This window comes from Anaerobutyricum soehngenii (genome assembly GCF_009697165.1).
GTDB classification, from domain to species: domain Bacteria; phylum Bacillota; class Clostridia; order Lachnospirales; family Lachnospiraceae; genus Anaerobutyricum; species Anaerobutyricum soehngenii.
Genome location: NZ_VULP01000014.1, coordinates 41,742 through 65,017, shown reverse-complemented (window position 1 = coordinate 65,017; position 23,276 = coordinate 41,742). Strand labels below are relative to the sequence as shown.

At 38.7% G+C, this 23,276-nt stretch carries 20 protein-coding genes and 1 pseudogene; 3 read left to right on the top strand and 18 right to left on the bottom strand.

All coding sequences use genetic code 11. The features are described from left to right. Positions 1–10 precede the first annotated feature (10 nt). The 18 genes from FYJ25_RS08130 to FYJ25_RS08045 form a co-directional block, all read right to left on the bottom strand. A complete protein-coding gene (locus FYJ25_RS08130) occupies positions 11–910 on the bottom strand; it encodes a hypothetical protein (protein WP_154581006.1) in 900 nt (299 codons plus the stop codon). Between the two features lie 2 nt (positions 911–912). Then, the gene (locus tag FYJ25_RS08125) at positions 913–1,398 is read right to left on the bottom strand and encodes a hypothetical protein (protein WP_154581005.1); all 486 of its coding nucleotides are present in this window, start codon (positions 1,396–1,398) and stop codon (positions 913–915) included. 160 nt (positions 1,399–1,558) lie between these two features. Then, on the bottom strand, positions 1,559–2,218 hold the full coding sequence (locus FYJ25_RS08120) for a DUF4367 domain-containing protein (RefSeq protein WP_154581026.1): 660 nt from the start codon (positions 2,216–2,218) through the stop codon (positions 1,559–1,561). After that, positions 2,208–2,771: an RNA polymerase sigma factor gene (locus FYJ25_RS08115; RefSeq protein ID WP_243145714.1), complete on the bottom strand. Its 564-nt coding sequence runs from the start codon at positions 2,769–2,771 to the stop codon at positions 2,208–2,210. Before FYJ25_RS08115 ends, FYJ25_RS08120 begins: the two co-directional genes overlap by 11 nt. A gap of 69 nt (positions 2,772–2,840) precedes the next feature. Beyond that, a complete protein-coding gene (locus tag FYJ25_RS08110) occupies positions 2,841–3,134 on the bottom strand; it encodes a hypothetical protein (protein WP_154581004.1) in 294 nt (97 codons plus the stop codon). A gap of 298 nt (positions 3,135–3,432) precedes the next feature. Next, positions 3,433–5,877, bottom strand: coding sequence for an ABC transporter permease (locus tag FYJ25_RS08105; RefSeq protein ID WP_154581003.1), 2,445 nt, complete (start codon positions 5,875–5,877; stop codon positions 3,433–3,435). Continuing rightward, a complete protein-coding gene (locus tag FYJ25_RS08100) occupies positions 5,874–6,548 on the bottom strand; it encodes an ABC transporter ATP-binding protein (RefSeq protein ID WP_006426335.1) in 675 nt (224 codons plus the stop codon). The genes FYJ25_RS08105 and FYJ25_RS08100 overlap by 4 nt, the downstream gene beginning before the upstream one ends. Positions 6,549–6,725: 177 nt before the next feature. Continuing rightward, the gene (locus FYJ25_RS08095; RefSeq protein ID WP_154581002.1) at positions 6,726–7,991 is read right to left on the bottom strand and encodes a sensor histidine kinase; all 1,266 of its coding nucleotides are present in this window, start codon (positions 7,989–7,991) and stop codon (positions 6,726–6,728) included. After that, a complete protein-coding gene (locus FYJ25_RS08090) occupies positions 7,967–8,656 on the bottom strand; it encodes a response regulator transcription factor (RefSeq protein WP_154581001.1) in 690 nt (229 codons plus the stop codon). The genes FYJ25_RS08095 and FYJ25_RS08090 overlap by 25 nt, the downstream gene beginning before the upstream one ends. Positions 8,657–8,746: 90 nt before the next feature. After that, entirely contained in the window at positions 8,747–10,111 is a 1,365-nt protein-coding gene (locus tag FYJ25_RS08085; protein WP_021907615.1) for a PFL family protein, read from the bottom strand. 11 nt (positions 10,112–10,122) lie between these two features. Then, positions 10,123–10,410: an ACT domain-containing protein gene (locus FYJ25_RS08080; protein ID WP_005346363.1), complete on the bottom strand. Its 288-nt coding sequence runs from the start codon at positions 10,408–10,410 to the stop codon at positions 10,123–10,125. A 141-nt stretch (positions 10,411–10,551) separates the two neighbouring features. After that, positions 10,552–11,343 (bottom strand): MBL fold metallo-hydrolase, encoded by a 792-nt coding sequence (locus tag FYJ25_RS08075; protein WP_021907614.1) that lies wholly within the window; start codon positions 11,341–11,343, stop codon positions 10,552–10,554. 67 nt (positions 11,344–11,410) lie between these two features. After that, on the bottom strand, positions 11,411–12,043 hold the full coding sequence (gene coaE / locus FYJ25_RS08070) for a dephospho-CoA kinase (protein ID WP_154581000.1): 633 nt from the start codon (positions 12,041–12,043) through the stop codon (positions 11,411–11,413). After that, entirely contained in the window at positions 12,030–14,666 is a 2,637-nt protein-coding gene (polA, locus tag FYJ25_RS08065; protein ID WP_154580999.1) for a DNA polymerase I, read from the bottom strand. Before polA ends, coaE begins: the two co-directional genes overlap by 14 nt. A gap of 134 nt (positions 14,667–14,800) precedes the next feature. Further along, the gene (locus FYJ25_RS08060; protein WP_157908552.1) at positions 14,801–15,142 is read right to left on the bottom strand and encodes an anti-sigma factor family protein; all 342 of its coding nucleotides are present in this window, start codon (positions 15,140–15,142) and stop codon (positions 14,801–14,803) included. A gap of 31 nt (positions 15,143–15,173) precedes the next feature. Further along, positions 15,174–16,550: an aminopeptidase gene (locus FYJ25_RS08055; protein ID WP_096239633.1), complete on the bottom strand. Its 1,377-nt coding sequence runs from the start codon at positions 16,548–16,550 to the stop codon at positions 15,174–15,176. Positions 16,551–16,601: 51 nt separating this feature from the next. Further along, positions 16,602–17,873, bottom strand: a complete 1,272-nt coding sequence (locus FYJ25_RS08050; RefSeq protein WP_154580998.1) for a M16 family metallopeptidase — start codon at positions 17,871–17,873, stop codon at positions 16,602–16,604. A gap of 15 nt (positions 17,874–17,888) precedes the next feature. Next, the gene (locus FYJ25_RS08045) at positions 17,889–21,455 is read right to left on the bottom strand and encodes a pyruvate carboxylase (RefSeq protein ID WP_154580997.1); all 3,567 of its coding nucleotides are present in this window, start codon (positions 21,453–21,455) and stop codon (positions 17,889–17,891) included. Between the two features lie 197 nt (positions 21,456–21,652). On the opposite strand from FYJ25_RS08045, the gene FYJ25_RS14635 reads away from it, so the two are divergent. The 3 genes and pseudogenes from FYJ25_RS14635 to FYJ25_RS08035 form a co-directional block, all read left to right on the top strand. Further along, complete coding sequence (locus FYJ25_RS14635) at positions 21,653–22,003, top strand: hypothetical protein (protein ID WP_243145713.1); 351 nt, start codon at positions 21,653–21,655, stop codon at positions 22,001–22,003. Between the two features lie 33 nt (positions 22,004–22,036). Next, positions 22,037–22,441, top strand: a complete 405-nt coding sequence (locus FYJ25_RS14630) for a BMC domain-containing protein (protein ID WP_243145712.1) — start codon at positions 22,037–22,039, stop codon at positions 22,439–22,441. Between the two features lie 90 nt (positions 22,442–22,531). Beyond that, positions 22,532–23,155: pseudogene (locus tag FYJ25_RS08035) on the top strand (flavodoxin family protein); the annotation flags it as partial. Positions 23,156–23,276: the final 121 nt, after the last annotated feature.

Here is a 23,276-nt window from a genome sequence, read left to right as displayed (position 1 = left end):
TATCCTTTCTTTAGAATGCAAATTCATATACTCCCTTATCCGTAAAAATAGCTCCTTTATTTTCTGTTAGGAAGGTCGCACTATATATCGTCTCTTCTGGTTCATATTTTGCCAAAACTTTTCTTGATGGAATATCTATTACTTTCACATATTTGGGATTAGCAGCAAGGATTTTATTTCCCTCTAGCATTGTATGTCCATACAATTCCCATGCCTCATCTGTAATAGGATATATTGGCACAAATCGTTTATTTTCCGGTTCAAAAGCTACATAATAATCGCCTACATATTTTGTGTTTGTATCTGCTCCTACTATTACTGTTTTTCCATCAAAATCTCTTCTTACAAAACCCATAAAAATATACGGTCTCTCTCCCCATTCAAACTCATATTTTAAATCTCCATTTTCATCAATATGATAGCAAAGTATTTTTACATAACCTTCTATTCCCCTTTTCATATCTGTAAAAACATATAATCTATCTTCTACTTGTATCACATTTACAACTCTTCGTTCCTTATCTTTTAATATCTGCTTTGTGCTTCCATCTTTTATGTCAAGACGGCGTAGACAAAAATTCGTATCCGGATACCAATAATAATTTCCTTTATGTGCAATACTATCTGGTTGCAAATCCATTGCCCGCAAATAAAGTTTTTGTGACAAACGCTTTCCTTCTGGCATCTGGTACAAATAGGCATGTCCCGATGTATTATAGACAAGTAATTGTTTCGTGTCTTTATCATAATAAAAATTACACATATTCGATAATTTATCTGATAAAAATATCTGTTCATATCCGTTATTCATATCTAATCCTACAATTTGCGTTTGCAAAGTAACAAATAATAAGTTATCTTCTATTTTATTACCCTCATACGCTCTTTTCTTAATGATTTTCTTAAGCATTTTTACCCCTCAATACTTTCCGTTTTGATATAAACTTTCTGTTTCTCATCTATCAATTGACGTAATGCCGCTCTCTGATATTCTTTTGTCAAATTCTTTATTCTACTTGCCCATTTATCCGCATATGAGCTGCAATAAATGAACACTGTTATTCCCATCAATATGACAGGAATGTAATAATTATCTACAAATTTTAATACCCATAGCACAGGTAAAAAATAGACAGATTGTATAATATCTTTTTTAAAAACTTCCCGTTTATAAGTTCGGAAATCTTCTTCATTCCATACTCGTGTCTCTTTTAATTCCTCATTCCAAAACTCCCAGTCTGGCTTATCCAAGGCAAACCATCCCCAGGTTGGTGCAGTTCTTGAAAAATTCTCTGCCACATCTTCTCTGGTCAAGCCATACTGACATATAAACATAAATATTGTAAAAACGGCTACTGCATCTCGTATTTTTCTGGAATATATTATTTCAAATTTCATTTGTTCCTCACTTTAATTTTTATTTATATACATTTTCATTAGATACCTGGTATCTTTTATAGCAGTATGTATCTTATTTCAATTACCATATCCCTTGCTTTTCCTGCAAAATTTCTTTCCTCTATATAAGACACAATTAAAGTAAGGAAAGTGTGACACTTTATTTCAAACTTTTTAGCATTTTTATTAATTCTGACTCTTTTTCTGTACCAGACAAAGTAATAAGATATTCTCCATCCTCGTAATAATAAGAAGTTATATTCCCATCTTTAATCATATACAGCTCTTTACCATTTACCTGAACCTTTTTTCTTCCAGTTCCATCATAAGTAATATGTACATCTACATTTTCTTTAAAACCTTGCATAAAAGTAATATAATTATCATTTGCGCCTTCATAATAAACATCATACATAGTCGTAGGATTCTCTGTCTCATATAGTATATGATACCCTTCCGGTACATAGCCAAGATGCATCTGCCGAAATGTTTCTTCTGAATCTGCTATTTCTTTAGAACTGCGTATGTGAACATTATCATCAAAAAACTGAATGATAAGCTCTCCTACTTTTTCTCTCAAATCATCGTTTGCTAAAACAATTCCTGCATTCAATATTAAAATAATCGCTGCCACCAGCAAAATATGCCATCGTCTTTTCTTTTTTGCCTTTCTTTTTTCCTCATGAATCATCGCATTCATTTTCTGGATAAACGCTTTGGAATATTTGTAAGAATAATCTTTTGTTTTTTCTGTTACCTCTTCATAATCCTGTCTGGCAGCCTTCCTCGCTTCCTGCTCCAATAATTTTTCAAAATCCATATTCACAAGTATATCCTTTCTTTTGCATCCCTTTTTTCAGCTGTTCTCTCGCCCGACTTGAAATTTTTCTTACATTCGCAGGACTAGTCCTAAGAAGTTCTGCAATCTGGCGGCTATTTAACTTATTATGATATTGAAGATAAATAACTTCCCGGTAAGGATATTTTAATCCCTTAATCAGAGTATTTAAAAATTCTTCCGCCTCTTCTTTTAATAACTGGTTTTCTAATAAATTATACATTTCAACAGGCTGTTCAAAAACTTCTTCGTCTTCCGTCAATTCTATTCTCTTATTGCGTTTCAAAAAGTTATAGCACTTATTTTTTAAGATAGTAACAATATAATTCCATGTTCCAACTGAATCTTTTTCATCGATCCGGTCCAGATAATCTGTCAGCGTAAGAAAAGTATCATGAACTATATCTTCCGCCTCTATCTCACTTTTTAAAAGAATACTGGCAGTATAATGCATCCGATTTCTGTACTCATCATAAAGCCTAACAAACTTTATCCTCTCATCCTCGGTATCTAATGCCATTAAATATATCAACATGTATGTAATCTCCCTTATATTTTAAAAATATCTTATCATGAGCGCTCTTTCTTTGTATATAAGAATCTTCTATTCACCAATTAACTTGTATTTTTTTATTAGATCCTTATAGGACTGATTCTTCTCTATCTTCTGAAACACTGGTGCTGTATCCTCTTTTGTCAAAACATATTTATCTGCAGTAACAAATGCCAAAAACAACATAATACAAATAAGCAAACGCAGCCGAAAAAACAAAAAAGACGGGAGAGATTCATATTCCTCCTGTCTTTTTCGATTCGCAGTATATCTTTTATGTTGTTTTCGATAACTTCCTGTCCGATAAGTGTAATTTTGATAATGCATATACTTTTCACCTTTCATCTTCATCTCTACAAATATTATGAAGGAGACTCCGATTTCATTCTGAAAATATTAATTTGTTGACTCAGTAATAAAATGTCAATAGTTTTTTAATCGCTTTTTTCAAAAAGGCAAATAAATAGAACGTATAGTTTATTTCCATACGCTCTATCTCACATTTCATATTAAATTTTGAATTCTACGAACTGGAAGTTCGTAACTCTATTCTTCCAACATAATAGTCTCTTCGTATGTCTGAACATCCTCTTTGGTCGGGTAAACAGAAAAAGAATATGCAAGATTATATCTTGGTTACTTGCTATCCCTGATACCTTATTCTCTCAACCAGCGTTTCCTTTTTCAGATTACTGCTTAAAACGCAGGAAAGTACAATCTGCAACAGACCGACTAAAAAAATCATAATAAAAATTGGTACGATTGGAACATGATAGATATTCATTCCAAATATTCCATTATGTTTTGCATAGGAAAAAAGTGCATAGCCGAGCGGCAGACCAATGATCAAAGCTACGCATATGGTACCAACCGTAAACATCATTCCCTGTAACTGCAGACATAAATTTAATTGTTTATTTGTCATACCCACAGCCTGTAATACACCATATTCCTGCTTTTTTGTCGTAATATTCATGATTATGGTGTTTGCCATATTCATAAAACCGATGAGTCCTACAACCGCCATAAACAGATAACAGCCAAGCTTCATCATGCGAGCTGTGAATTCTGCAGATTGTAACTGTGCATGATAGGTATCCATTTTTATATGTGAAGTATTAGAAATCAAAGTATTCAGACTCTGTTCCACAGATGCCACATCTTTTTTATCACAGTCCACCCACAGATAGCCATAGGCTGTTCCTCTCGGATTCATGGAACGGTATACACCTTCCGGAATGACAAGATAAGTATCCGCACTTACAAAGGATCCCTCAATCTTTCCCTGATAGGTATAGGTTCCACTTCCATTCTCAAAGTCAAATGCAATTGATTCACCCGGAGCATATCCATCTTGTTCCATCCACGTCGACCAACCAAAGAAAATATCACCATTCTTTACCGCCTGATCATAGTCCATAGAGCCAATATCCCCTTCTTGGCGCATAAAATCAAAATCATTTTTACTCACAATATCAGCCGGAAATCTTGTTCCGTTCAGATTTACAGAGACAATCTCTCTCGTCATGACATCTGTTACTCCCGGAATGCTTTTGATTTCTTCAATCAGCGAATCATTCAATGGATCATCCGTCAGAATCGTATCCAGATTATTCTCCGGATATCTTTCATCATACTCAGCAGAATAGTCAAGCTGCAGTTCAAATTGTCCATGATTAACGGAAAGACGTGCTTCATGCTCCGTATCAATATTTCCTACATAATTAGAGATAATCACAAACAATGCGCAGGAAAGCCCCAGTGTGAGGATGGTACCAATGGTTCTTTTTGGATTACCCGTTACATTTGCCATTGCCATAGAAAACACGGTGACATTTTTTCTGCCATTTCGTTTTCCTTTTTTGTGTGTTTCTGCATTTTCTAAATACCGTGTTGCTTCGATAGGTGAAATCCGTGAAACAATTTTCATTGGTTTACGCAGCGCCAAAGCAACGGTAAAAAATGACACGAAAATACATAGAAGCATAACAGGCAGGGAAAACAGTGGCATCTGCTGATTTTGGACTCCCATAGAGCCAGTTCCGGTTGATACAAGGTTTCCCTGTTCTACCAGCCAGTTAAAACCGCATTTTGCAATCAGAAAACCAAGAAGCAATCCAACTGGTATTGAAGAAATTGTCAAAAACATACCCTCTCTGAAGATCAGTTGTTTCATCTGCTTTTTTGTCGCTCCCAGAGCCTTGATTTTTCCATACTCCTGTATCTTGTTGGCAATACCGACCTGAAAAATATTATAAATGACCACAACAGAGAAAAGTACAATTGCAAGAATCAAAACCCCGCATACCGCAATCGTTTCATAACTCGGCTGCAAGACCCATTGCAAATAGAGATCATTGACTATAACGTTTTTTTCTTCGATCCCACAAGCTGCTGCAATCTGCTTTATAACCGAATCAATATTATTCATAGATACATTTGTAGAGTCATTTAAAGTAAAATAAATATTATACTGTCTGTCATTCTCTGCGACGTGCCCATCATAAAACTCCTGTGACCCGAAAGCAATATAAGATGCCTCGATGGTATACTCATCCCGATCATATAGGATTCCGCTGACAACAAATTCTTCCGGCTTATATTCTGACTGCATCCCTGCGCGGTAATCCAGTGTAACCGTATCTCCGATCTTTACATCACCATACCCCATTGCACGAAAAAATGCTCTTCCTGCGGCAATTTCCTGCATTTTTTCCGGATACTTTCCTTCCTTCAACTCATATTCTTTATTATAAGGAAGCATTTTTCTTGCAGTCTCATCCATGCAGACAAATCCGCCTTTTTCATTGCCTTTTATGATACCTTCGGTGCACATAGTGCCTGTAGCATCTATTTCCGCACGGCGGTTTACTTCTTTTAACTGCGATCCGTCTGCGGAAACAAACAGACCATAATTGCTTCCATATGATCCTGCCGCCTGACTTTTCTGTAAATGAATTACCCCATTTCCCACAGTACTGATAATAACAAGCAGTATCGTGGTCAGACAGATTGCCATCATGATCAGTATGCTTCTTGTCCTGTTCCTTTTGTCATTGCTATATGCAATCCTGCTTATTACTTTCATCTGAAATCCACCACCTGTCCATCCTCAATCACCAGAATGCGATCAGCGACCTGTGCGATTTCGTCATCATGGGTAATCATTACAATTGTCTGACCATATTTTTTTGCTGTCATTTTAAGCAGGGCAATCACCTCATCACTGGTCTTAGAATCAAGATTTCCTGTCGGCTCATCTGCAAATATAATTTCCGGACGATTCACCAGTGCTCTTGCAATTGCTACTCTCTGCTGCTGTCCTCCGGATAACTGATTTGGCAGATTATAAATCCGGTTTTCAATCCCCAGAGTTGCAATAATATCATTTACATACGCTTCATCCACTTTTCTTCCATCCAGCCCCAGTGGCAGTACAATATTTTCCCAGACATTAACAGATGAAACCAGATTAAATGCCTGAAAAACAAATCCGATTTTTCTTCTGCGGAAAACAGCAAGGGCATCTTCCTTCATCCTGTATAAATCTTTCCCTGCTAAAGTAACACTGCCTTTTGTAGGGGTGTCAAGCCCTCCAAGCATATGAAGTAATGTACTTTTACCGGAACCTGACTTTCCGACAATTGCGACAAATTCTCCCTGCTCAATCTGAATGTCCACCTGATTGACCGCTTTGACCTGATTCTCACCCGCGCCATAAAATTTACAAAGCTGTTTGGTTTCTAATATCACACTCATGTGTTGTCTCCTTTTCAATTCTGTAAAGCGTACCTTTTCAGCACGCTTTCTTTGCCCATTTATATATTTGGTCATTTCTCAACCTACATTCAAATTGTATCAGGACAATCTTTCATTTCACTTTCAAAAAACGAGCAGGAATCTTACAAAATTGTAAGACTTCTGCTCACTTAAAATTTAACCAACATATGGTAATTGAATCACAAACGTGCTTCCTTTTTTCTTTTTGCCGGAGGTTACCGTAATCGTACCTGTGTGTTTTTCGATAATTTCTCTCGATAGAAAAAGTCCGATTCCTGTACCACTCTTTTCCATGACCTCCTTGGAACTTCCTCTGTAAAATCGTTGAAAAATTTTGTGATACTCATTCTGCGGAATACCAATTCCCTGATCCTCAATTTCCATTCTTACAAGATCGTTTCTTTTTTGTAACCGGATAAATATTTTTGAACCACACGGACTGTACTTGACCGCATTATCCAGAACGTTGATCACAGCTTCACCAAGCCACCTTTTATCCTGCATAATCGTGCATGTTTCCAGCTCTTTTTCATAGTCAAAAATGAATTCAATTTCTTTCTCATCCGCTTTAGGATAAGTGCGGTTCACAGCAGATATGACAGTATCCATAAGCGGAAGTTTTTTCTTATTAATCTGAATCAGTCCAGTTTCCATCTTGGATATTTCAAGAAGCGACTGCAATAATGTCTCCAGTCCATCCAGAGCACTCCGACAACGGATACGAAACTCCTCCTGTTCTGTGGCACTTAAGTCATTCTGCATCAGCACACTAAAACATGTATCCAAAGCTGCAACCGGTGTCTTTAACTGGTGAGAAATATCAGAAACCATTTTTTTCGTTTTCTCCTTTTCTGCCCTTGCTTCTTCCTTTATCAACTGAATATGATGTCCGATTGCTTCAAGCTGGTCATTCAATTTTTCCAGTTCTTCATGATTTTCCGTTTTCAGTAAATCATCAAATTTATTTTCACGGAATCTGATCAGAATTTCTTCCAACTGGTCTAAAATTTTCTGATGACACGCATCTTCTTTTTTCTTCCAATAAAGTAAAAAAGTCAAAAGAAGCACGCATATCACAGTGCTTACAGCACCGGTCACCATAACCTGATACCGGAATTGCGAATAAAATGCATTCCCTTTATTCCCCCAGTATCCATATTGCTCCAATAATCGCCTTCCCTGTTCGTTAGTTTCAATATCCTTATCCTTAAGCAATTCCGAAACAGCATCCAGCCCGGAAAATTCTTCCTTTGCAGCAATCTCTGTCATAAGATTCATTTTATATTTATAATCTTCATAAAACACATACGTGGTAAAGCAATTTAATATTGCAAACAATAATATGACAGGCAATACCAAGGAGAGCACTACTGTGATCTTCTTGCGATATCTCTTTGTCACTGCCTTACCTCCTGATTCCATATATACCCAAGACCTCTGATATTCTTTATATAGACCGGTGCAGCCGGATTGTCTTCGATTTTCTCACGGAGTCTTCTGATATTGACAGCGATTGTATTTTCATCCACAAAATCCCCTTCCAGATCAAACACATTTTCCAATATTTGTGTTTTTGAAAGAATCTGTTTCGGATTCTGAAGAAAAAAAGTCAGCATTTTCAACTCCGTTTTTGTCAGACTGATTTCACGACTCTTTATCAGGACTTTCATTTCTCCTGCGATAAATACGATATCTCCCGAAATCATCTTTCCGGCTTCCGTTTTCTCCTGTCTGCGGCGGAAATGTGCTTCTATTTTCAAAAGAAGTACCGAAAGACTAAACGGCTTTGTAATATAATCATCTGCCCCTGCTTCATATCCCATAACCTGATCCATCTCCTGATCTAGTGCTGTAAGGCAAATAATGTATGTATTATAATTGCATCTCATCCACCTTACAAATTCCAGTCCATTCCCATCCGGAAGATTCACATCACAAATGGTAACATCCACATTATTATCACTTGCAATTCTTTTCGCTTTTTTCACTGATTCTGCTGAAAAAACCTCATATCCGGATTTTTTCAGTGAAAATGTAATTCCACGATTTAAATTTTCATCATCTTCAACCACGAGTATATCTGGCATAGCATATGCACCTCCCTTTAAAAAACAGCTCTCCCAGAGAGAATATATCTTCTCTCTGGGAGAGCGTCTCCTTGCCTGCGGCAATACTATTTAATTCTTAAAACTATGGATTGGTGCAGGGATTCTTCCGCCTCTGTTTACGAATGCGGAACAGTCAAACTGATTCACTGGCATGATTGGAGCATAACCTAAAAGTCCTCCAAACTGTACCGTATCACCAACGCCTTTACCGATTACAGGAATAATGCGGACTGCTGTTGTCTTCTGGTTTACCATACCGAGTGCCATCTCATCTGCGATAATTCCGGAAATCGTTGTTGCCTTTGTATCTCCAGGAATAGCGATCATATCAAGTCCAACAGAACATACACAAGTCATTGCTTCTAACTTCTCTAAAGTAAGTGCTCCTGCCTCTACTGCATCGATCATTCGCTGATCTTCGCTTACCGGGATAAATGCACCACTTAAACCGCCAACATAAGAGGAAGCCATAACGCCGCCCTTCTTTACCTGATCGTTTAAGAGTGCAAGTGCTGCGGTTGTTCCTGGTGCTCCAGCATATTCCAGACCGATTTCTTCTAAGATTTCTCCAACGCTGTCACCGACTGCAGGTGTTGGTGCAAGGGATAAATCAATAATACCAAAAGGTACATCAAGACGCTTAGAAGCTTCTTTGGCTACAAGCTGTCCTACACGAGTTACTTTAAATGCTGTCTTTTTAATTGTCTCACAAAGTTCTTCAAAATTTTTGCCACGAACATTTTCAAGTGCACGCTTTACAACACCCGGTCCACTGACACCGACATTAATAATCGTGTCTGCTTCTGTAACACCATGGAAAGCACCTGCCATAAATGGGTTGTCATCCGGTGCGTTAGTAAATACAACAAGCTTGGCATTACCAATACTGTCTTTATCTGCTGTCTTTCTGGAAGTTTCAAGAATTATCTCACCAAGCATCTTTACTGCATCCATGTTAATTCCTGTTTTCGTAGAACCAACATTAATGGAGCTACATACTCTGTCTGTTACAGAAAGTGCTTCCGGGATAGATTCCATAAGATATCTGTCTGCTTTTGTCATTCCTTTATTTACTAATGCAGAATAGCCACCGATAAAGTTCACGCCTACTTCTTTCGCACAGCGGTCTAACTCTTTTGCAATGCGGACAAAGTCTTCCGGACCTTTACAGCATGCACCACCTACTAATGCGATCGGTGTGATAGAAATACGCTTATTAACAATAGGTATACCGAATTCTTTCTCGATCTCCTTACCTACCTTTACAAGATTCTTAGCCTTTGTTGTAATCTTCTTGTAAATATTCTCGCATACTTCATCAAGAGATTCGCTGACGCAGTCTAACAGGCTGATACCCATTGTGATCGTACGAACATCAAGGTTCATCTCATGAATCATCTTATTGGTTTCAATTACTTCATTTATGTTTAACATAGCAGGGCCTCCTAGATACGGTGCATCATTTCAAAGATTTCCTGGTGCTGTGCCTGAATCTTAACACCAAGCTCCTCACCAATCTGCTCAAGCTCGCTTGCCATAACAGGGAAAGTCTTAACTACTTCTTCTGACTCAACAATCATCATCATGTTGAAGAAACCGCCGGTAATGGTCTGATTAATATCAAGAATGTTTACATTATTGTTTGCAAGATACGTACAAACCTTTGCAATGATTCCAACAGAATCTTTTCCGAGTACGGTGATAATTGATTTCTTAAGCTTTTTTCCTTCCATAGTAAATACTCCTTATGTATGTATAAATATTAAAGTAATTAGTAAAAGCAATTGATTCTTACTCTTAATAATTACAATTCAACCTTTTTCCTGATGTACTGACCTCTGTATAGATTACAATCAATCATACTGATACGAACACTAAATAACACAGGTAGGTGCTGTTCTGCTCGCTACCTGAAGTGTAAAGTCTGCTTTATTAAGATCAATATTATGTAATAAAAGCTCTACCTTTACTGTTTCGTAAGCCAGTTCACCATAGTTATTCTCTTTACTAAGATGCCCCAGAAAAATATGTTTACACTCTTCTCCAATTACCTTTGACAAAAACTGTCCGGCTCTCTCGTTCGAGAGATGCCCCTTATTCCCCATTATTCGCTTCTTGAGAGGATACGGATACGGACCAACCATGAGCATATTTAAATCATGATTCGACTCCACCAAGAGGGATTCACATCCCTGCATCTTCTCTACTAAATACTCATCATACGTTCCAAAGTCAGTTGCTACCCCAACTTTAGATTCCGTATCGCTTACTGTGTAACAGACCGGATCTGCCGCATCATGAAGGATACGGGAGGCTTCTATTTTAATTCCATCCATGTAAATTGGCTGGTCGGGTGTGATACTCTCAAAAAGATTCTTATCCACCTTTCCAAGCGAAGATGTACTTAAAATCTCATCAATTGTCCTTGCTGTAGCAAATACAGGAACCGGATACTTTCTAAGGAACACACCAAGACCACTGATATGATCCATATGTTCATGTGTCACAAAAATACCCTGTATCGTCTCCGGTGCTACTTCCATCTGTGACAGTCCCTCCACAATTCTCTTTCTGCTGATTCCCGCATCAATGAGAAAATGGGACTTTTCATTACCTACATATATACAATTACCGCTGCTTCCGCTGGCGATGCTCGCTAAATTCATCTATTTACCATCCTTTTGGCTCAAATTTACCAACCATTATATACTAAATTATCTTATTAGTAAAGAGTTAGTAAAGAGAAAGCAGGCTCTCTACCGCCGTTTTTATCTGATTTTCCGTTTCAGAGATTCCTAAATGGTTGTCGATCACTGTAGAACATTCCTTCCGGAATACTTCTTCCGGAAGTTGTTTTGCCATAATTTCATGGCATTTTTCTTCGGTATATCCACGACCTTCTTTTAACCTTTCGATACGGGTTGCCTCATCAACATACACATACCACATCGTATCAAAATCATTTTGATAGCCTTCTTCCAAAAGGAGAGCCGCTTCCACTGCAATGAAAGATACTTCTCCTTTTTCTTTTATCCTTTGAATTCTCCGAAAGATTTCTTTCTTTACATTTGGATGTGTAATGGCATTCAGGCGGCTAAGCTTTTCCTGGTCTCCAAAGACAAGCTTTGCTAATGCCGGACGGTCTATTGTTTTATCTTTGGCAAGAACTTTCTCTCCAAATGCCTCTACAATATCTAAATAATTTTTTTGTCCAGGCTCCATCAGATCATGTGCCACTAAATCAGCAAGAATAATTTCTGCTCCATATTTTTCTTTTAAGATATTCATGACAACACTTTTTCCGGAACCAACTCCGCCGGTAATGCCAACAACTTTTATATCATTTCGCTTCTTATTTTGCTTCATACCAGGTCTTTCCTTCTTCAATATCAATAGACAGCGGAACTTTAAGCTGTGCCGCTCCCATCATCTCTTCTTCTAGTATTTTACGGACTTCTTTTCTTTCATTCTCTTTTGTTTCAATCAAAAGTTCATCGTGAATCTGTAAAATAAGTCGGGATTCTAATTTTTCTTCCTGCAGGCGTTTACTTACCCGAACCATCGCAATCTTAATAATGTCGGCTGCTGTTCCCTGAATAGAAGAGTTCATTGCCACTCTCTCTCCAAAACTTCTTTGCATAAAGTTACTAGAAGAAAGCTCTGGAATCGGACGGATTCGTCCATATAAAGTCTTTACATAACCTTCTTTTTTCGCAAAAGCCACATTGCCATCAAGGTATGTTTTAATTCCCGGATACGTTGCAAAATATTTATTAATATAATCACTTGCTTCTTTCCGGGAAATCTTTAAGTCCTGACTAAGTCCAAATGCGCTGATACCGTAAACAATACCAAAGTTTACTGCCTTCGCACTTCTTCTAAGCAGCGGAGTGACTTCTTCAAATGGTACGCCAAATACCTGAGATGCAGTCATACGGTGAATGTCTTCTCCATGTCGGTACGCATCGATCAGGTGTTCATCCCCTGCCATATGTGCAAGCACACGAAGCTCAATCTGTGAATAATCCGCACTGACAAATAAATAACCGGGATCTGGGACAAATACTTTGCGGATCGCCCTTCCAAGCGGCATACGAATCGGAATATTCTGCAGGTTTGGATCAGAACTTGATAATCTTCCGGTTGCGGTTACTTTCTGATGAAAAATACTGTGAATCTTTCCATCATCCTGAATAAATGCAGCAAGTCCGTCTGCATACGTTGACTTTAACTTTGTAAGCTGACGATACTCTAAAATCTCTGATACGATTGGATAATCCGGTGCAAGCTTTTCTAAAATATCTGCATTTGTTGAATAACCCGTTTTTGTCTTTTTCGCAAAAGGCATTTTTAAATCTTCAAATAAAATCACACCAAGCTGTTTTGGAGAATTGATATTAAAAGTCTTACCTGCTTTTTCGTAAATATTTTGTTCTAACTCTTCAATTCTGCCAATAAGCTGATCTCCATACTCCTTTAAAGCATCTTTCTCAACTGTAATTCCATACTTTTCCATGTCATAAAGTGTAGCAACCGTCGGACGCTCGATGGTAAGATACAGTTCTTCCATCTCCTGCTCTTTTAACTTTTCAAGAACAAGTGGGTAAGCATGAAACGGAACATAAGAAAGATAGGCAGCCATCTGTATTGTCTTTTCTTCTTCCGCTTCAAATACTTCTTCTATTGCTTTCTTTCCACAGATTTCTTTTCTTGATGGAAGCATCTGTCTAAGGTAATCTCTTGCAATATCTTCATAATCATAAGCAGACTGCAGCGGATTCAAAAGATATGCCTGAATCCCGACATCCTGAATCTGGCTTTCATACTCTCTGACTTCCTCTACGAAATGAAGCAATGCTTTATAATCAAGGACTATAAGTTCTGTGCCCTCTTTTAAAAGTTCTACTATCTTTTCTTTCAAATAATCTTCTGTGACAAATCCACCGATTAATGCCAGTACACTACCCTCTTTCCAGGTAAGAGAAATTCCTTTACAATTTCCGCTGACACCGATCACACCAAGTCCTGCCCGTCCACTCTTTTTAATAGAAGAAAAGATATTCTCCACTTCTCCTAAATCAGAGGTTGTCACTACTTCTAGTGTTTCTTCTTCCTTTTCTTCCTCGTCAAAATACTTAAACAGACTTTTTAGCTCAAGCTCTTTAAATAACTGGTATGCTTCCTTTGTAAAAAGTGTTCCAATCTTTGCATCCTTAAAATCATAAGAAAGATCGCAGTCTTTTTTAATTGTCGCAAGATCTTTGCTCATTATTGCCTGTTCGTAGTATTCCTGCAAATTATTTTTAGCTCGTGCAGGCTTAATCTCTTCGATATGGTCATAAGCATTCTCAATAGAATGATATTCCTTAATAATCTTTGCCGCCGTTTTCTCCCCGATTCCAGGGACTCCAGGAATATTATCAGAAGTATCTCCCATAAGCCCTTTCATATCAATGAATTCTGTTGGGCTCACGCCGTAAAGTTCGCGGACATCATCCTCATAATAATCTTCCGTCACTGTTCCGGATGCCTTTGTTTTTGGAATCTTTACTTTCACTTTTTTTGTTGCAAGTTGCAATAAATCCCGGTCTCCCGATACGATTGCTACATCAAAACCGGCTTCTTCCGCTTCTTTTCCGATCGTTCCCAAAATATCGTCAGCCTCAATTCCCGCCTGTGTGATAATTGGGATTTCCATCGTCTTTAAGACTTCCTTCATTAACGGAACCTGTTCGTGTAACTCTGCCGGCATCGGCTTTCTCGTACCTTTATATTCTTTATATTTTATATGACGGAAGGTCGGTTCTTTCCGGTCAAATGCCACTAGAAGATGCGTCGGCTTCTCCTCTTCTACATAACGAAGCATAATATTTAGAAAACCAAGTACTGCATTCGTATGCTTTCCTTCGGCATTCGTCAGATCCGGCAGACCGTAAAAAGCCCGGTTCAACAGGCTATGTCCGTCTAACAGCATAATTTTATCTGACATATTTCCTCCTATAACACAAAAACCTGCGACTGAATTCAGATATTTTCTTTCTTCAGTGCAGGTTAACTGGCATATTGAAGGATTGTCATGCTTTACTTAACACTTCCATCCTCTACTCTGCCAGACTTTACAATTTAAAGAAACATCGCAAAAACCAGATACACAAACATCCAGATAAGCATTACCGCTATCGTAAGAACGATTACGATCTTTGCCGCATACTTCCGCTTAGAATTCTTTTCTATTTCCAGATAACGGCTGTCCACTTCATTCTGAAGCTTCTCTTTAAAATCAGCGGCCAGTTCTTCTCCTTCATCAAGCTGTTTTAAACCGATCAGCATAACATAATAGATTTCCAGTTCCTCCCAGCAATCTTTACAACTACGGATATGCTCAATGAATTCTTTGGTTTCTTCTTTATCTAACTTATTATTAATGAAATTCAGTACCATGGACTGTGCATTCTGACAATTCATATGTTTCTCCAGTTCAAGATTATTTTTACACTTAAGCATTCTTTAAAAAGGCAAGATATCCTTTTTTCGCCTCATATAAATCAGACTTGCTGATAATCTCCCAAGGCGCATGCATACTTAAAACAGCAACACCGCTATCTACAACCTCCATACCATAAAGGGCTGCAATGTAGGCGATTGTTCCACCTCCGCCATAATCAACCTTTCCAAGCTCTGCTGTCTGAAAAGCGACTTTATTCTCATCAAAAATACGGCGAAGTCTCGCAAGATATTCTGCATTCGCATCGTTAGAACCAGACTTACCTCTTGCTCCGGTATATTTATTAAGAACCATTCCTTTTCCAAAATAAGCACAGTTCTTCTTCTCAAATGCTTCTGCATAAGCTGGGTCATAGGCAGCGCTTACATCAGAAGAAAGCATCCTTGAACGAGCCAGTGTTCTTCTTACTGCCAGATTAGAATCCTGTCCCATCAATGCAAGAATCTCTGCAACGGTATTCTCAAAAAACATCGACTGCATACCCGTTGCTCCCACACTTCCGATTTCCTCTTTATCTACCAAAAGACAACAGGAAGTTCTGTCAACATGTCCCGTCTCCATCATTGCCGCAAAAGATGGAAATGCACATACCCTGTCATCATGGCCATATCCTGCGATCATACTGCGGTCAAGTCCACAGTCTCTTGCAGGACCTGCCGGTACTACCTCGATTTCTGCAGAAAGAAAATCTTCTTCTTCTATCTGATATTTTTCTTTTAAAATGCGTAAAATATTTGCCTTTACTGCATCTTTTTCTTCTCCGGCAAGAGGACGGCTTCCTACGAGAATATCCAGATTCTCACCTTCGACAACGACCGATCCCTTTTTCTCCATCTGCTTTCCTGCAAGATGAATCAAAAGATCTGTCACGTAAACAACAGGATCTGCCGGGTCTTCTCCTACATTGACAGAAATTACTGTTCCATCTTTCTTGGCCACTACGCCATGAAGTGCAAGAGGAAGTGCAACCCACTGGTACTTCTTAATACCGCCATAATAATGTGTATCCATAAAAGATAATTCTGTATCCTCATATAACGGATTCTGTTTCAAATCAAGACGTGGAGAATCGATGTGCGCACAAAGGATGTTCATTCCCTCGGTAAGCGGCTGCTTTCCAACCTGGAAAAGAGCGATCGTCTTACCCATGCCAACACCATATACCTTATCTCCGGCTTTTAAACGGGTTCCCTGTGCGATCAGTTTATTAAGATCCTGATAACCGCAAGCTTCCGCTTCTTTAGTAAAATACTCTGTACATTCCCGTTCTGTCTTACATTTGCTTAAAAATTCTTTATACTCTCCGGCGAGAACTTCTACATTCTTATCATCCTCATCCGTATAACTAAGCCATGAATTCTCTCTCATAACATTACACCTCCATAAACGACTTTATTATATCCCAAGAAACGTTCCGGGTCAATCTAACGTACAAAGAATCTTGGAAAGACGCTCCTTATCTACCTTTTTCTTCTTTCCTTTTATTGTCAGTAATATATTACTTTGTCTGAATACTTCCCGGCAGATCTGTGTCATACGCTCCGTTGTGACACTTCGGTAAGACTCTGTTCGTTCCTCGATATCTTTATAGTATACGTCAAGAATATGTCCTTCATAAGCTCTGACCCAGTTAAATTCTTCCGTATCATCCAATAAAAAGCCTGCATTATCTATATAGTGAGGCAGAACATAAGAAAGTTCATCTGTAATTCCTTCTTTCATAGACTTTAATACTTCTATAACTGTTTCTACAGAATCATAAAGATGTTTCGGTAACACCTCATAAACAAGAGTCATCTGCCCAATGTTATTATAATGCTGAAAACATGGGTCATAACTATATACATAGCCTTTTTTCTCTGAAAGTTCCTGATGGATTTTACAGAATTCTCCCTCAAATAAAATATCAAATAACAGATTTTTCTCTGCCAGCGTATAGCGCGATGCATCAATATCTACAGAAAAACAGACACAGGTTTTCTTGCTGTTTTTCACATAAATCTTTGGCTTTCTCTGTCCAAATCTCTTTGGCACCGGCGCGATATTCTCCCGTTCTTCTTTTAAAAAAGAAAAAGAATATGGCTCTAACAGCCTTGTCAATACAGATAGAGAAGATTCCGGGTAATTTCCACTGATATAAAAGAAAATATTATTGGCAGCCAGTACCTTTTTTTGAAAAGCACAAAGCTGCTTTCTTCTTATTTTATTGAGTGTCTTTTTCTTTCCGGTAATCGTTCTCTCTAACGAAGTATCTTTCCACGCAATCTGTTTTGTAAAGTAATTCAGGCTGCTCTCCTCATCTTCTTCACGAATTTCTGCTTTAATACGCTTTCTTTCTGTATCGATTGCTTCTTCAGGCAGAGTAAACGGTGCAAATATTCCTGTCAGAATTTCTGCTGCTTCCTCAAAATGTGCCGGGGCACCTATAATAATAAACTGAATAAATTCTTCATAGGTAGATGCATTAAAATCAAGTCCACACCGATCTAAGGTCTGATACAGATTCTCTCCCATGGCATAATGAATATTTTTAAATACGATATGTTCAAAAAAATGAGAAATTCCATTCTCTTTCTTTGTCTCAAACAGTGATCCTGCCCGCACATACAAGCACAGGCAGAAACTGTGAATATTTTCATTTTTATCGTGAAATACAGATACTCCTTGCGGAGTAATATGCTCTCTTTCCATCCACACCTCCAAAATTCATTTATTTTCTTTTTCAGCCACTTCGACTGTTTTGAATTCATCCTCTTCTAAGGATGCAAGATCCATCTTAGGAAGTTCTGGATGCACTTCTTCCGGCTGTTCATCTGTATCGATAATAAACGATGCGAGAAGGGTATCCTCATTCACTTCCTCTCCATCCTTTACATAAATCTTATCAACAATACCATTCACTTTTGAAATGACAGTTGTTTCCATCTTCATGGCTTCAATCACCATAAGCGGCATATTTTTCTGAACGCGGTCCCCTTCTTTAATCCGGATATCACAGATTGTTCCCGGTAAGGTCGCCCCAAGATGACCCGGATTCTTCGGATCAGTCTTTAACTTTCGATCTGCCTTTACTTCAAAATGCTTATCAAGAATCTTCACTTCGCGTAAAAATCCATTCACTTCAAACTGTAAAATACGATATCCTTTTTCATCTGGTTCTGACTTGCCGATAAACTTAATCAACGTATCATTCCCTTCTTCAATCTGGATCGTTGTTTCCTCTCCCGGACGAAGACCATAGAAGTACACATGACTTTCTAACTTCGATACATCATTATATGCCTGGAAATGCTCGCAATAGTCCTCATATACCTTTGGATAAAGGGCATAACTTAATACTTTCTGCTCCATAACTTCCGGCTGTTCCATGGATTCCATGTAGTAATTCTCCCGCAGGTACGCTCCGATCGCATCAAAATCCACATCCGGAAGTAAGGTTCCCGGACGTACCGTAATCGGTTCCTGTCCTTTTAATACAATCTTTTGCAGTTCCTCCGGAAATCCTCCTTCCGGCTGCCCAAGTGCACCCTTGAAATACTGTACGATGGAATCTGGATAAGATAAATCTTTTCCTTTCTCTAAAATATTATCTTTTGTCAGATCATTTTTCAACATAAAAATTGCCATATCACCGACAACTTTTGATGTCGGAGTTACTTTAATAATATTTCCGAGAACTTCATCTGCCTCTTTATAAAGACGTTTAATATCATTAAAATCATTGCCGGCACCCATTTCTTTTACCTGAGCGGCAAAATTAGAATACTGTCCACCCGGAATCTCGTATTTATAAATCTCCGGATTTGGAGAATCCATATCACTCTCAAATGGCTTATAAATCTTACGTTCATGTTCGTAATAATCATTTAAAACAAGTAATCCGTCCGGGTCAATTCCTGTATCACGCTTTGTTCCCCGCAGTGCTTCCACTAATGCATTCATTGATGGCTGGCTGGTAAGGGAACTCATCGAACCAATCGCACAGTCTACGATATCTACCCCTGCTTCTGCTGCCATCAGGTATGTTGCAATTCCATTCCCTGTCGTATCATGTGTATGAAGATGAATCGGAACACGTACTTCTTCCTTTAAAGCTTCAATCAGCTTCTTCGCTGCATATGGCTTTAATAAAGAAGACATATCCTTTAATGCGATCACATGGCATCCCATCTTTTCTAACTGCCTTGCCTTTTTACAATAATAATCTATCGTATATTTCATTTCCTTTGGATTTAAAATATCTCCGGTGTAGCAGATGGCTCCCTCAACAATCTTTCCTGTCTTTAAAGCTTCTTCTACCGGAAGCTTCATATTTTCCATCCAGTTCATACTGTCAAAAATACGGTAAATATCTACACCATGGTCACTGGATACCTTAATAAACTTCTTAATAACATTATCCGGATAGGTACTGTATCCAACTACGTTTGAAGCACGAAGCAGCATCTGTATCATAACATTTGGCATACGCTCTCTTAAAATATCCAATCGTTTCCATGGAGATTCTTTTAAAAAACGATACTCCGTATCATATGTTGCCCCTCCCCAGGCTTCAATTGAATACGCATCCTTTAAATACAGGTTTGTCGCTCTTGCCGCACCTGCCACTTCTTTTGTCCGCATTCTTGTCGCAAGTAACGATTGCTGTCCGTCACGCATCGTCGTATCCGTCACATACAGCTTCTGACTCCGATAAACTTTCTGGGTAAATTCTTCCGCTCCTAATCGCAAAAATTCATCTCTTGTCCCATATAGCTTTCTCTCTGTATCTACAACCGGCACTTTTCGATCTTCTAAAAATGGCTTTGGTCCCGGATTAACATTAACCATCTTGTTTGCAAGGAACTCTAATATCTTTGTTGTACGGTCTAATTTATAATGTAATTCAAATAATTCCGGTGTTTCTTCTATAAATGTAGTAAAACACTTTCCTTGATGAAATGTCTCATGATTCAATACATTAATCAGAAATGTAATATTCGTCTTTACTCCATGAATACGAAGTTCTTTTAATGCACGTACTGATTTATGAATCGCATTCTCAAACGTCCTGTCATGAGAAACAACTTTTACAAGTAAACTGTCATAATGCGGTGTGATGATTGCACCTGTATAAGCAGTACCGCCATCAAGACGGATTCCCCCACCAGAACCGGAACGATACAGATCAATCTTTCCTGTATCCGGAAGGAAATGATTCGCAGGATCTTCTGTCGTCACTCTTGCCTGTAAAGCATAACCATTACACTTCACCTCATTTTGCGAATAAATATGAATCGTCGGAGAATTTAACGGATAGCCCTCTGCAACAAGAATCTGCGAAATAACAATATCGATCCCTGTCACCATCTCTGTCACCGTATGTTCCACCTGGATTCGTGGATTCATTTCGATAAAATAAGGTCTTTCCTCCTCATCTACAAGGAATTCCATCGTTCCTACATTCGTATAACCAACTCTTCTTGCCAGTCTTTTTGCAGAATCTAAAATCTTCTTTCTTGTCTCATCAGAAATTGACCATGCCGGGGCAAATTCAATTACCTTCTGATTCCTTCTTTGTAAAGAACAGTCTCTATCATAAAGATGAACGATATTACCGTAATTATCTCCAAGAATCTGCACTTCAATATGCTTTGGATGGATCAAATACTTCTCAATAAAAAGCTTTGACTCGCCAAAAACACGTTTTGACTCATTCCTTGACTTCTCAAAAGCTTCCTCCATCTCTTCCGGACTCTTCACGATACGCATTCCTCTGCCGCCGCCGCCATTACTTGCCTTTAACATGACTGGATAACCAATCTCGTCTGCAACCTTACTTGCGGTATCTGCATCATGAATAATAAAATCACTGCCATCTATAATCGGAACTTTACTTTCCTCTGCTGCCTTCTTCGCAGAAATCTTATCTCCCATGATATTCATCGCATCAACTGTCGGCCCGATAAAAACAATATCATTCTTCCGACACGCTTCTGCAAACTCCGGACTTTCTGACAAAAATCCATATCCCGGATGAATGGCATCTACCTTCTTCTCCTTTGCAATTCGGATAATTGTCGGAATATCCAGATAAGCATCCACCGGTCCTTTATCTGGATTTAACGGATATGCCTCATCTGCTTTTGTTCGAAACAACGCATACCGATCTTCCTTTGAATAAACCGCTACCGAGCCGATTCCAAGCTCACTCAATGCCCGAAATACACGAATCGCTATCTCTCCTCTGTTTGCGACAAGTACTTTTTTGAACTTCTTTACCTCCATTATCATAATTACCCCTCCAAAACTACAATATTTTTCACTCAAAAGTTATACTTCTTTCAAAACAAAAAAAATTCTTCGCATTCAAAATCTTATTACATAAGTATACCTGTATATTTTTACAAAAACAAGGTGATTTTCTGGCATCATATATACATTTTTCCCAGTCCATGCTATACTATTTAAAGATTTAGGAGGAGATAACAATGAACGTGAATAATTTTTTGCAGTCCGAAGCAACCCAGTTCGTCGGCACTGCTGCAGCAAACACCATTGGTCTTGTTATCGGAACAATTCATGAAGATATTAAGGCGCTTCTGCAGATTCCGGACGAATATCAGGCTATCAGTATTGTATCTTCCCGAACCGGAACTGTCGCACAGGCGATTGCGATCGATGATGCTGTAAAAGCAGTGAATGTGAAGCTGCTTCGTTTTGAGATGGCAATTGATGCTGGCAAACAGTGTGGACAGGGATGTCTCTTTGTCCTTGGTGCAGAGAATATTTCCGATGCCAGAAGACTTGTAGAGATTGCCTTAAAACAGATTGATTACTAGGCTACCTGCATTTATATTAATGAAGTAGGACATATGGAATCCCATGTCACTCCACGTGCCGGTGAGATTCTCCATGAGATTTTTGGCACACCACTTGGCAAGGCATTCGGCGTAATTGGTGCCGCTCCTGCCGGAATCGGTATTGTCGCCGTTGATCAGGCAATGAAGGCTGCTCCCGTTGACATCGTATGGTACGGCTCTCCATCACATAATCTTACAATGATGAATGAATTTTCCGCAGGAATTTCCGGAGATGTATCCGCTGTCCAGAAGGCTTTAGAAGCCGGAAAACAAGTTGGTTGTGAACTGTTGCGTGTCTGCGGCATTACGCCAATTTCTATTACTAAAGTTCATGAGGTCTGCGGACCAGATTATGTAAAAGAGAACTATACACCAACATCCTGTTTAAAAACAGATAATACATCAGATGAGCGATGAGTCCCATCTGATATAGTCTCCGGCAGAATTACAAAGCTGCCGAAGCATTGCCAGAAACAAAAGAACTTATAGAAAGGGTTGGGATTATTTATGAAGGTATTACTTTTAAATGGAAGTCCACATCCTAACGGATGTACTTTCCGCGCACTCTCTGAAGTGGAAAAGACACTTCAGCAGGAAGGCATCGAAACAGAAATATTTTTTATCGGTCATGATCCGATTCGCGGCTGTATGGGCTGTGGTATGTGCCGTAAGAACAAACTTGGAAAATGTATTTTTGGAGAAGATGCTGTTAACGTAGTTATTAAAAAGATGGAAGAATGTGATGGTCTTATCGTTGGTTCTCCTGTTCATTATGCCGGAGCAAGCGGTGGAATCACTTCTTTCCTTGACCGTATGTTTTACTCTACCGGAGGTTTCCCTTACAAGCCTGGCGCCGCTGTTGTAAGCTGCCGTCGTGCCGGCTCTACTGCCGCTTTAGAACAGCTTAATAAGTATTTTATGATGAATAATATGCCTCTCGTCCCTTCCGCTTACTGGAACATGGTACATGGAAACTCACCGGAAGAGGTCGAACAGGACTTAGAAGGTCTTATGGTTATGCGTACCTTAGGCCGCAACATGGCCTGGCTGTTAAAGTCTATTGATGCCGGAAAAGCGCATGGAATTTTAGCACCAGCAGCAGAACCTAAGACACGAACGAATTTTATCCGCAAGTGTGAGCCGGCAAAAAAAGAAGATGAGGAGAAGAACTTCGCACCATATTTTATTTCTTATAATAAGGTGAATAAAGAATACCAGGAAGAAGAATAGAATTCTAAGTTGCTATAGACAA

Coding starts and splice junctions, on each gene's coding strand:
- FYJ25_RS08075 (WP_021907614.1), bottom strand. CDS start 11,343: ATGAATTTAGCGAGCATCGCCAGCGGAAGCAGCGGTAATTGTATATAT.
- FYJ25_RS14635 (WP_243145713.1), top strand. CDS start 21,653: ATGAACGTGAATAATTTTTTGCAGTCCGAAGCAACCCAGTTCGTCGGC.
- FYJ25_RS08125 (WP_154581005.1), bottom strand. CDS start 1,398: ATGAAATTTGAAATAATATATTCCAGAAAAATACGAGATGCAGTAGCC.
- coaE (WP_154581000.1), bottom strand. CDS start 12,043: ATGAAGCAAAATAAGAAGCGAAATGATATAAAAGTTGTTGGCATTACC.
- FYJ25_RS08045 (WP_154580997.1), bottom strand. CDS start 21,455: ATGATAATGGAGGTAAAGAAGTTCAAAAAAGTACTTGTCGCAAACAGA.
- FYJ25_RS08060 (WP_157908552.1), bottom strand. CDS start 15,142: ATGAATTGTCAGAATGCACAGTCCATGGTACTGAATTTCATTAATAAT.
- FYJ25_RS08050 (WP_154580998.1), bottom strand. CDS start 17,873: ATGGAAAGAGAGCATATTACTCCGCAAGGAGTATCTGTATTTCACGAT.
- polA (WP_154580999.1), bottom strand. CDS start 14,666: ATGTCAGATAAAATTATGCTGTTAGACGGACATAGCCTGTTGAACCGG.
- FYJ25_RS08110 (WP_154581004.1), bottom strand. CDS start 3,134: ATGAAAGGTGAAAAGTATATGCATTATCAAAATTACACTTATCGGACA.
- FYJ25_RS08130 (WP_154581006.1), bottom strand. CDS start 910: ATGCTTAAGAAAATCATTAAGAAAAGAGCGTATGAGGGTAATAAAATA.
- FYJ25_RS08090 (WP_154581001.1), bottom strand. CDS start 8,656: ATGCCAGATATACTCGTGGTTGAAGATGATGAAAATTTAAATCGTGGA.
- FYJ25_RS14630 (WP_243145712.1), top strand. CDS start 22,037: ATGGAATCCCATGTCACTCCACGTGCCGGTGAGATTCTCCATGAGATT.
- FYJ25_RS08105 (WP_154581003.1), bottom strand. CDS start 5,877: ATGAAAGTAATAAGCAGGATTGCATATAGCAATGACAAAAGGAACAGG.
- FYJ25_RS08085 (WP_021907615.1), bottom strand. CDS start 10,111: ATGTTAAACATAAATGAAGTAATTGAAACCAATAAGATGATTCATGAG.
- FYJ25_RS08100 (WP_006426335.1), bottom strand. CDS start 6,548: ATGAGTGTGATATTAGAAACCAAACAGCTTTGTAAATTTTATGGCGCG.
- FYJ25_RS08080 (WP_005346363.1), bottom strand. CDS start 10,410: ATGGAAGGAAAAAAGCTTAAGAAATCAATTATCACCGTACTCGGAAAA.
- FYJ25_RS08120 (WP_154581026.1), bottom strand. CDS start 2,218: ATGGATTTTGAAAAATTATTGGAGCAGGAAGCGAGGAAGGCTGCCAGA.
- FYJ25_RS08055 (WP_096239633.1), bottom strand. CDS start 16,550: ATGAGAGAGAATTCATGGCTTAGTTATACGGATGAGGATGATAAGAAT.
- FYJ25_RS08095 (WP_154581002.1), bottom strand. CDS start 7,991: ATGGAATCAGGAGGTAAGGCAGTGACAAAGAGATATCGCAAGAAGATC.
- FYJ25_RS08115 (WP_243145714.1), bottom strand. CDS start 2,771: ATGTTGATATATTTAATGGCATTAGATACCGAGGATGAGAGGATAAAG.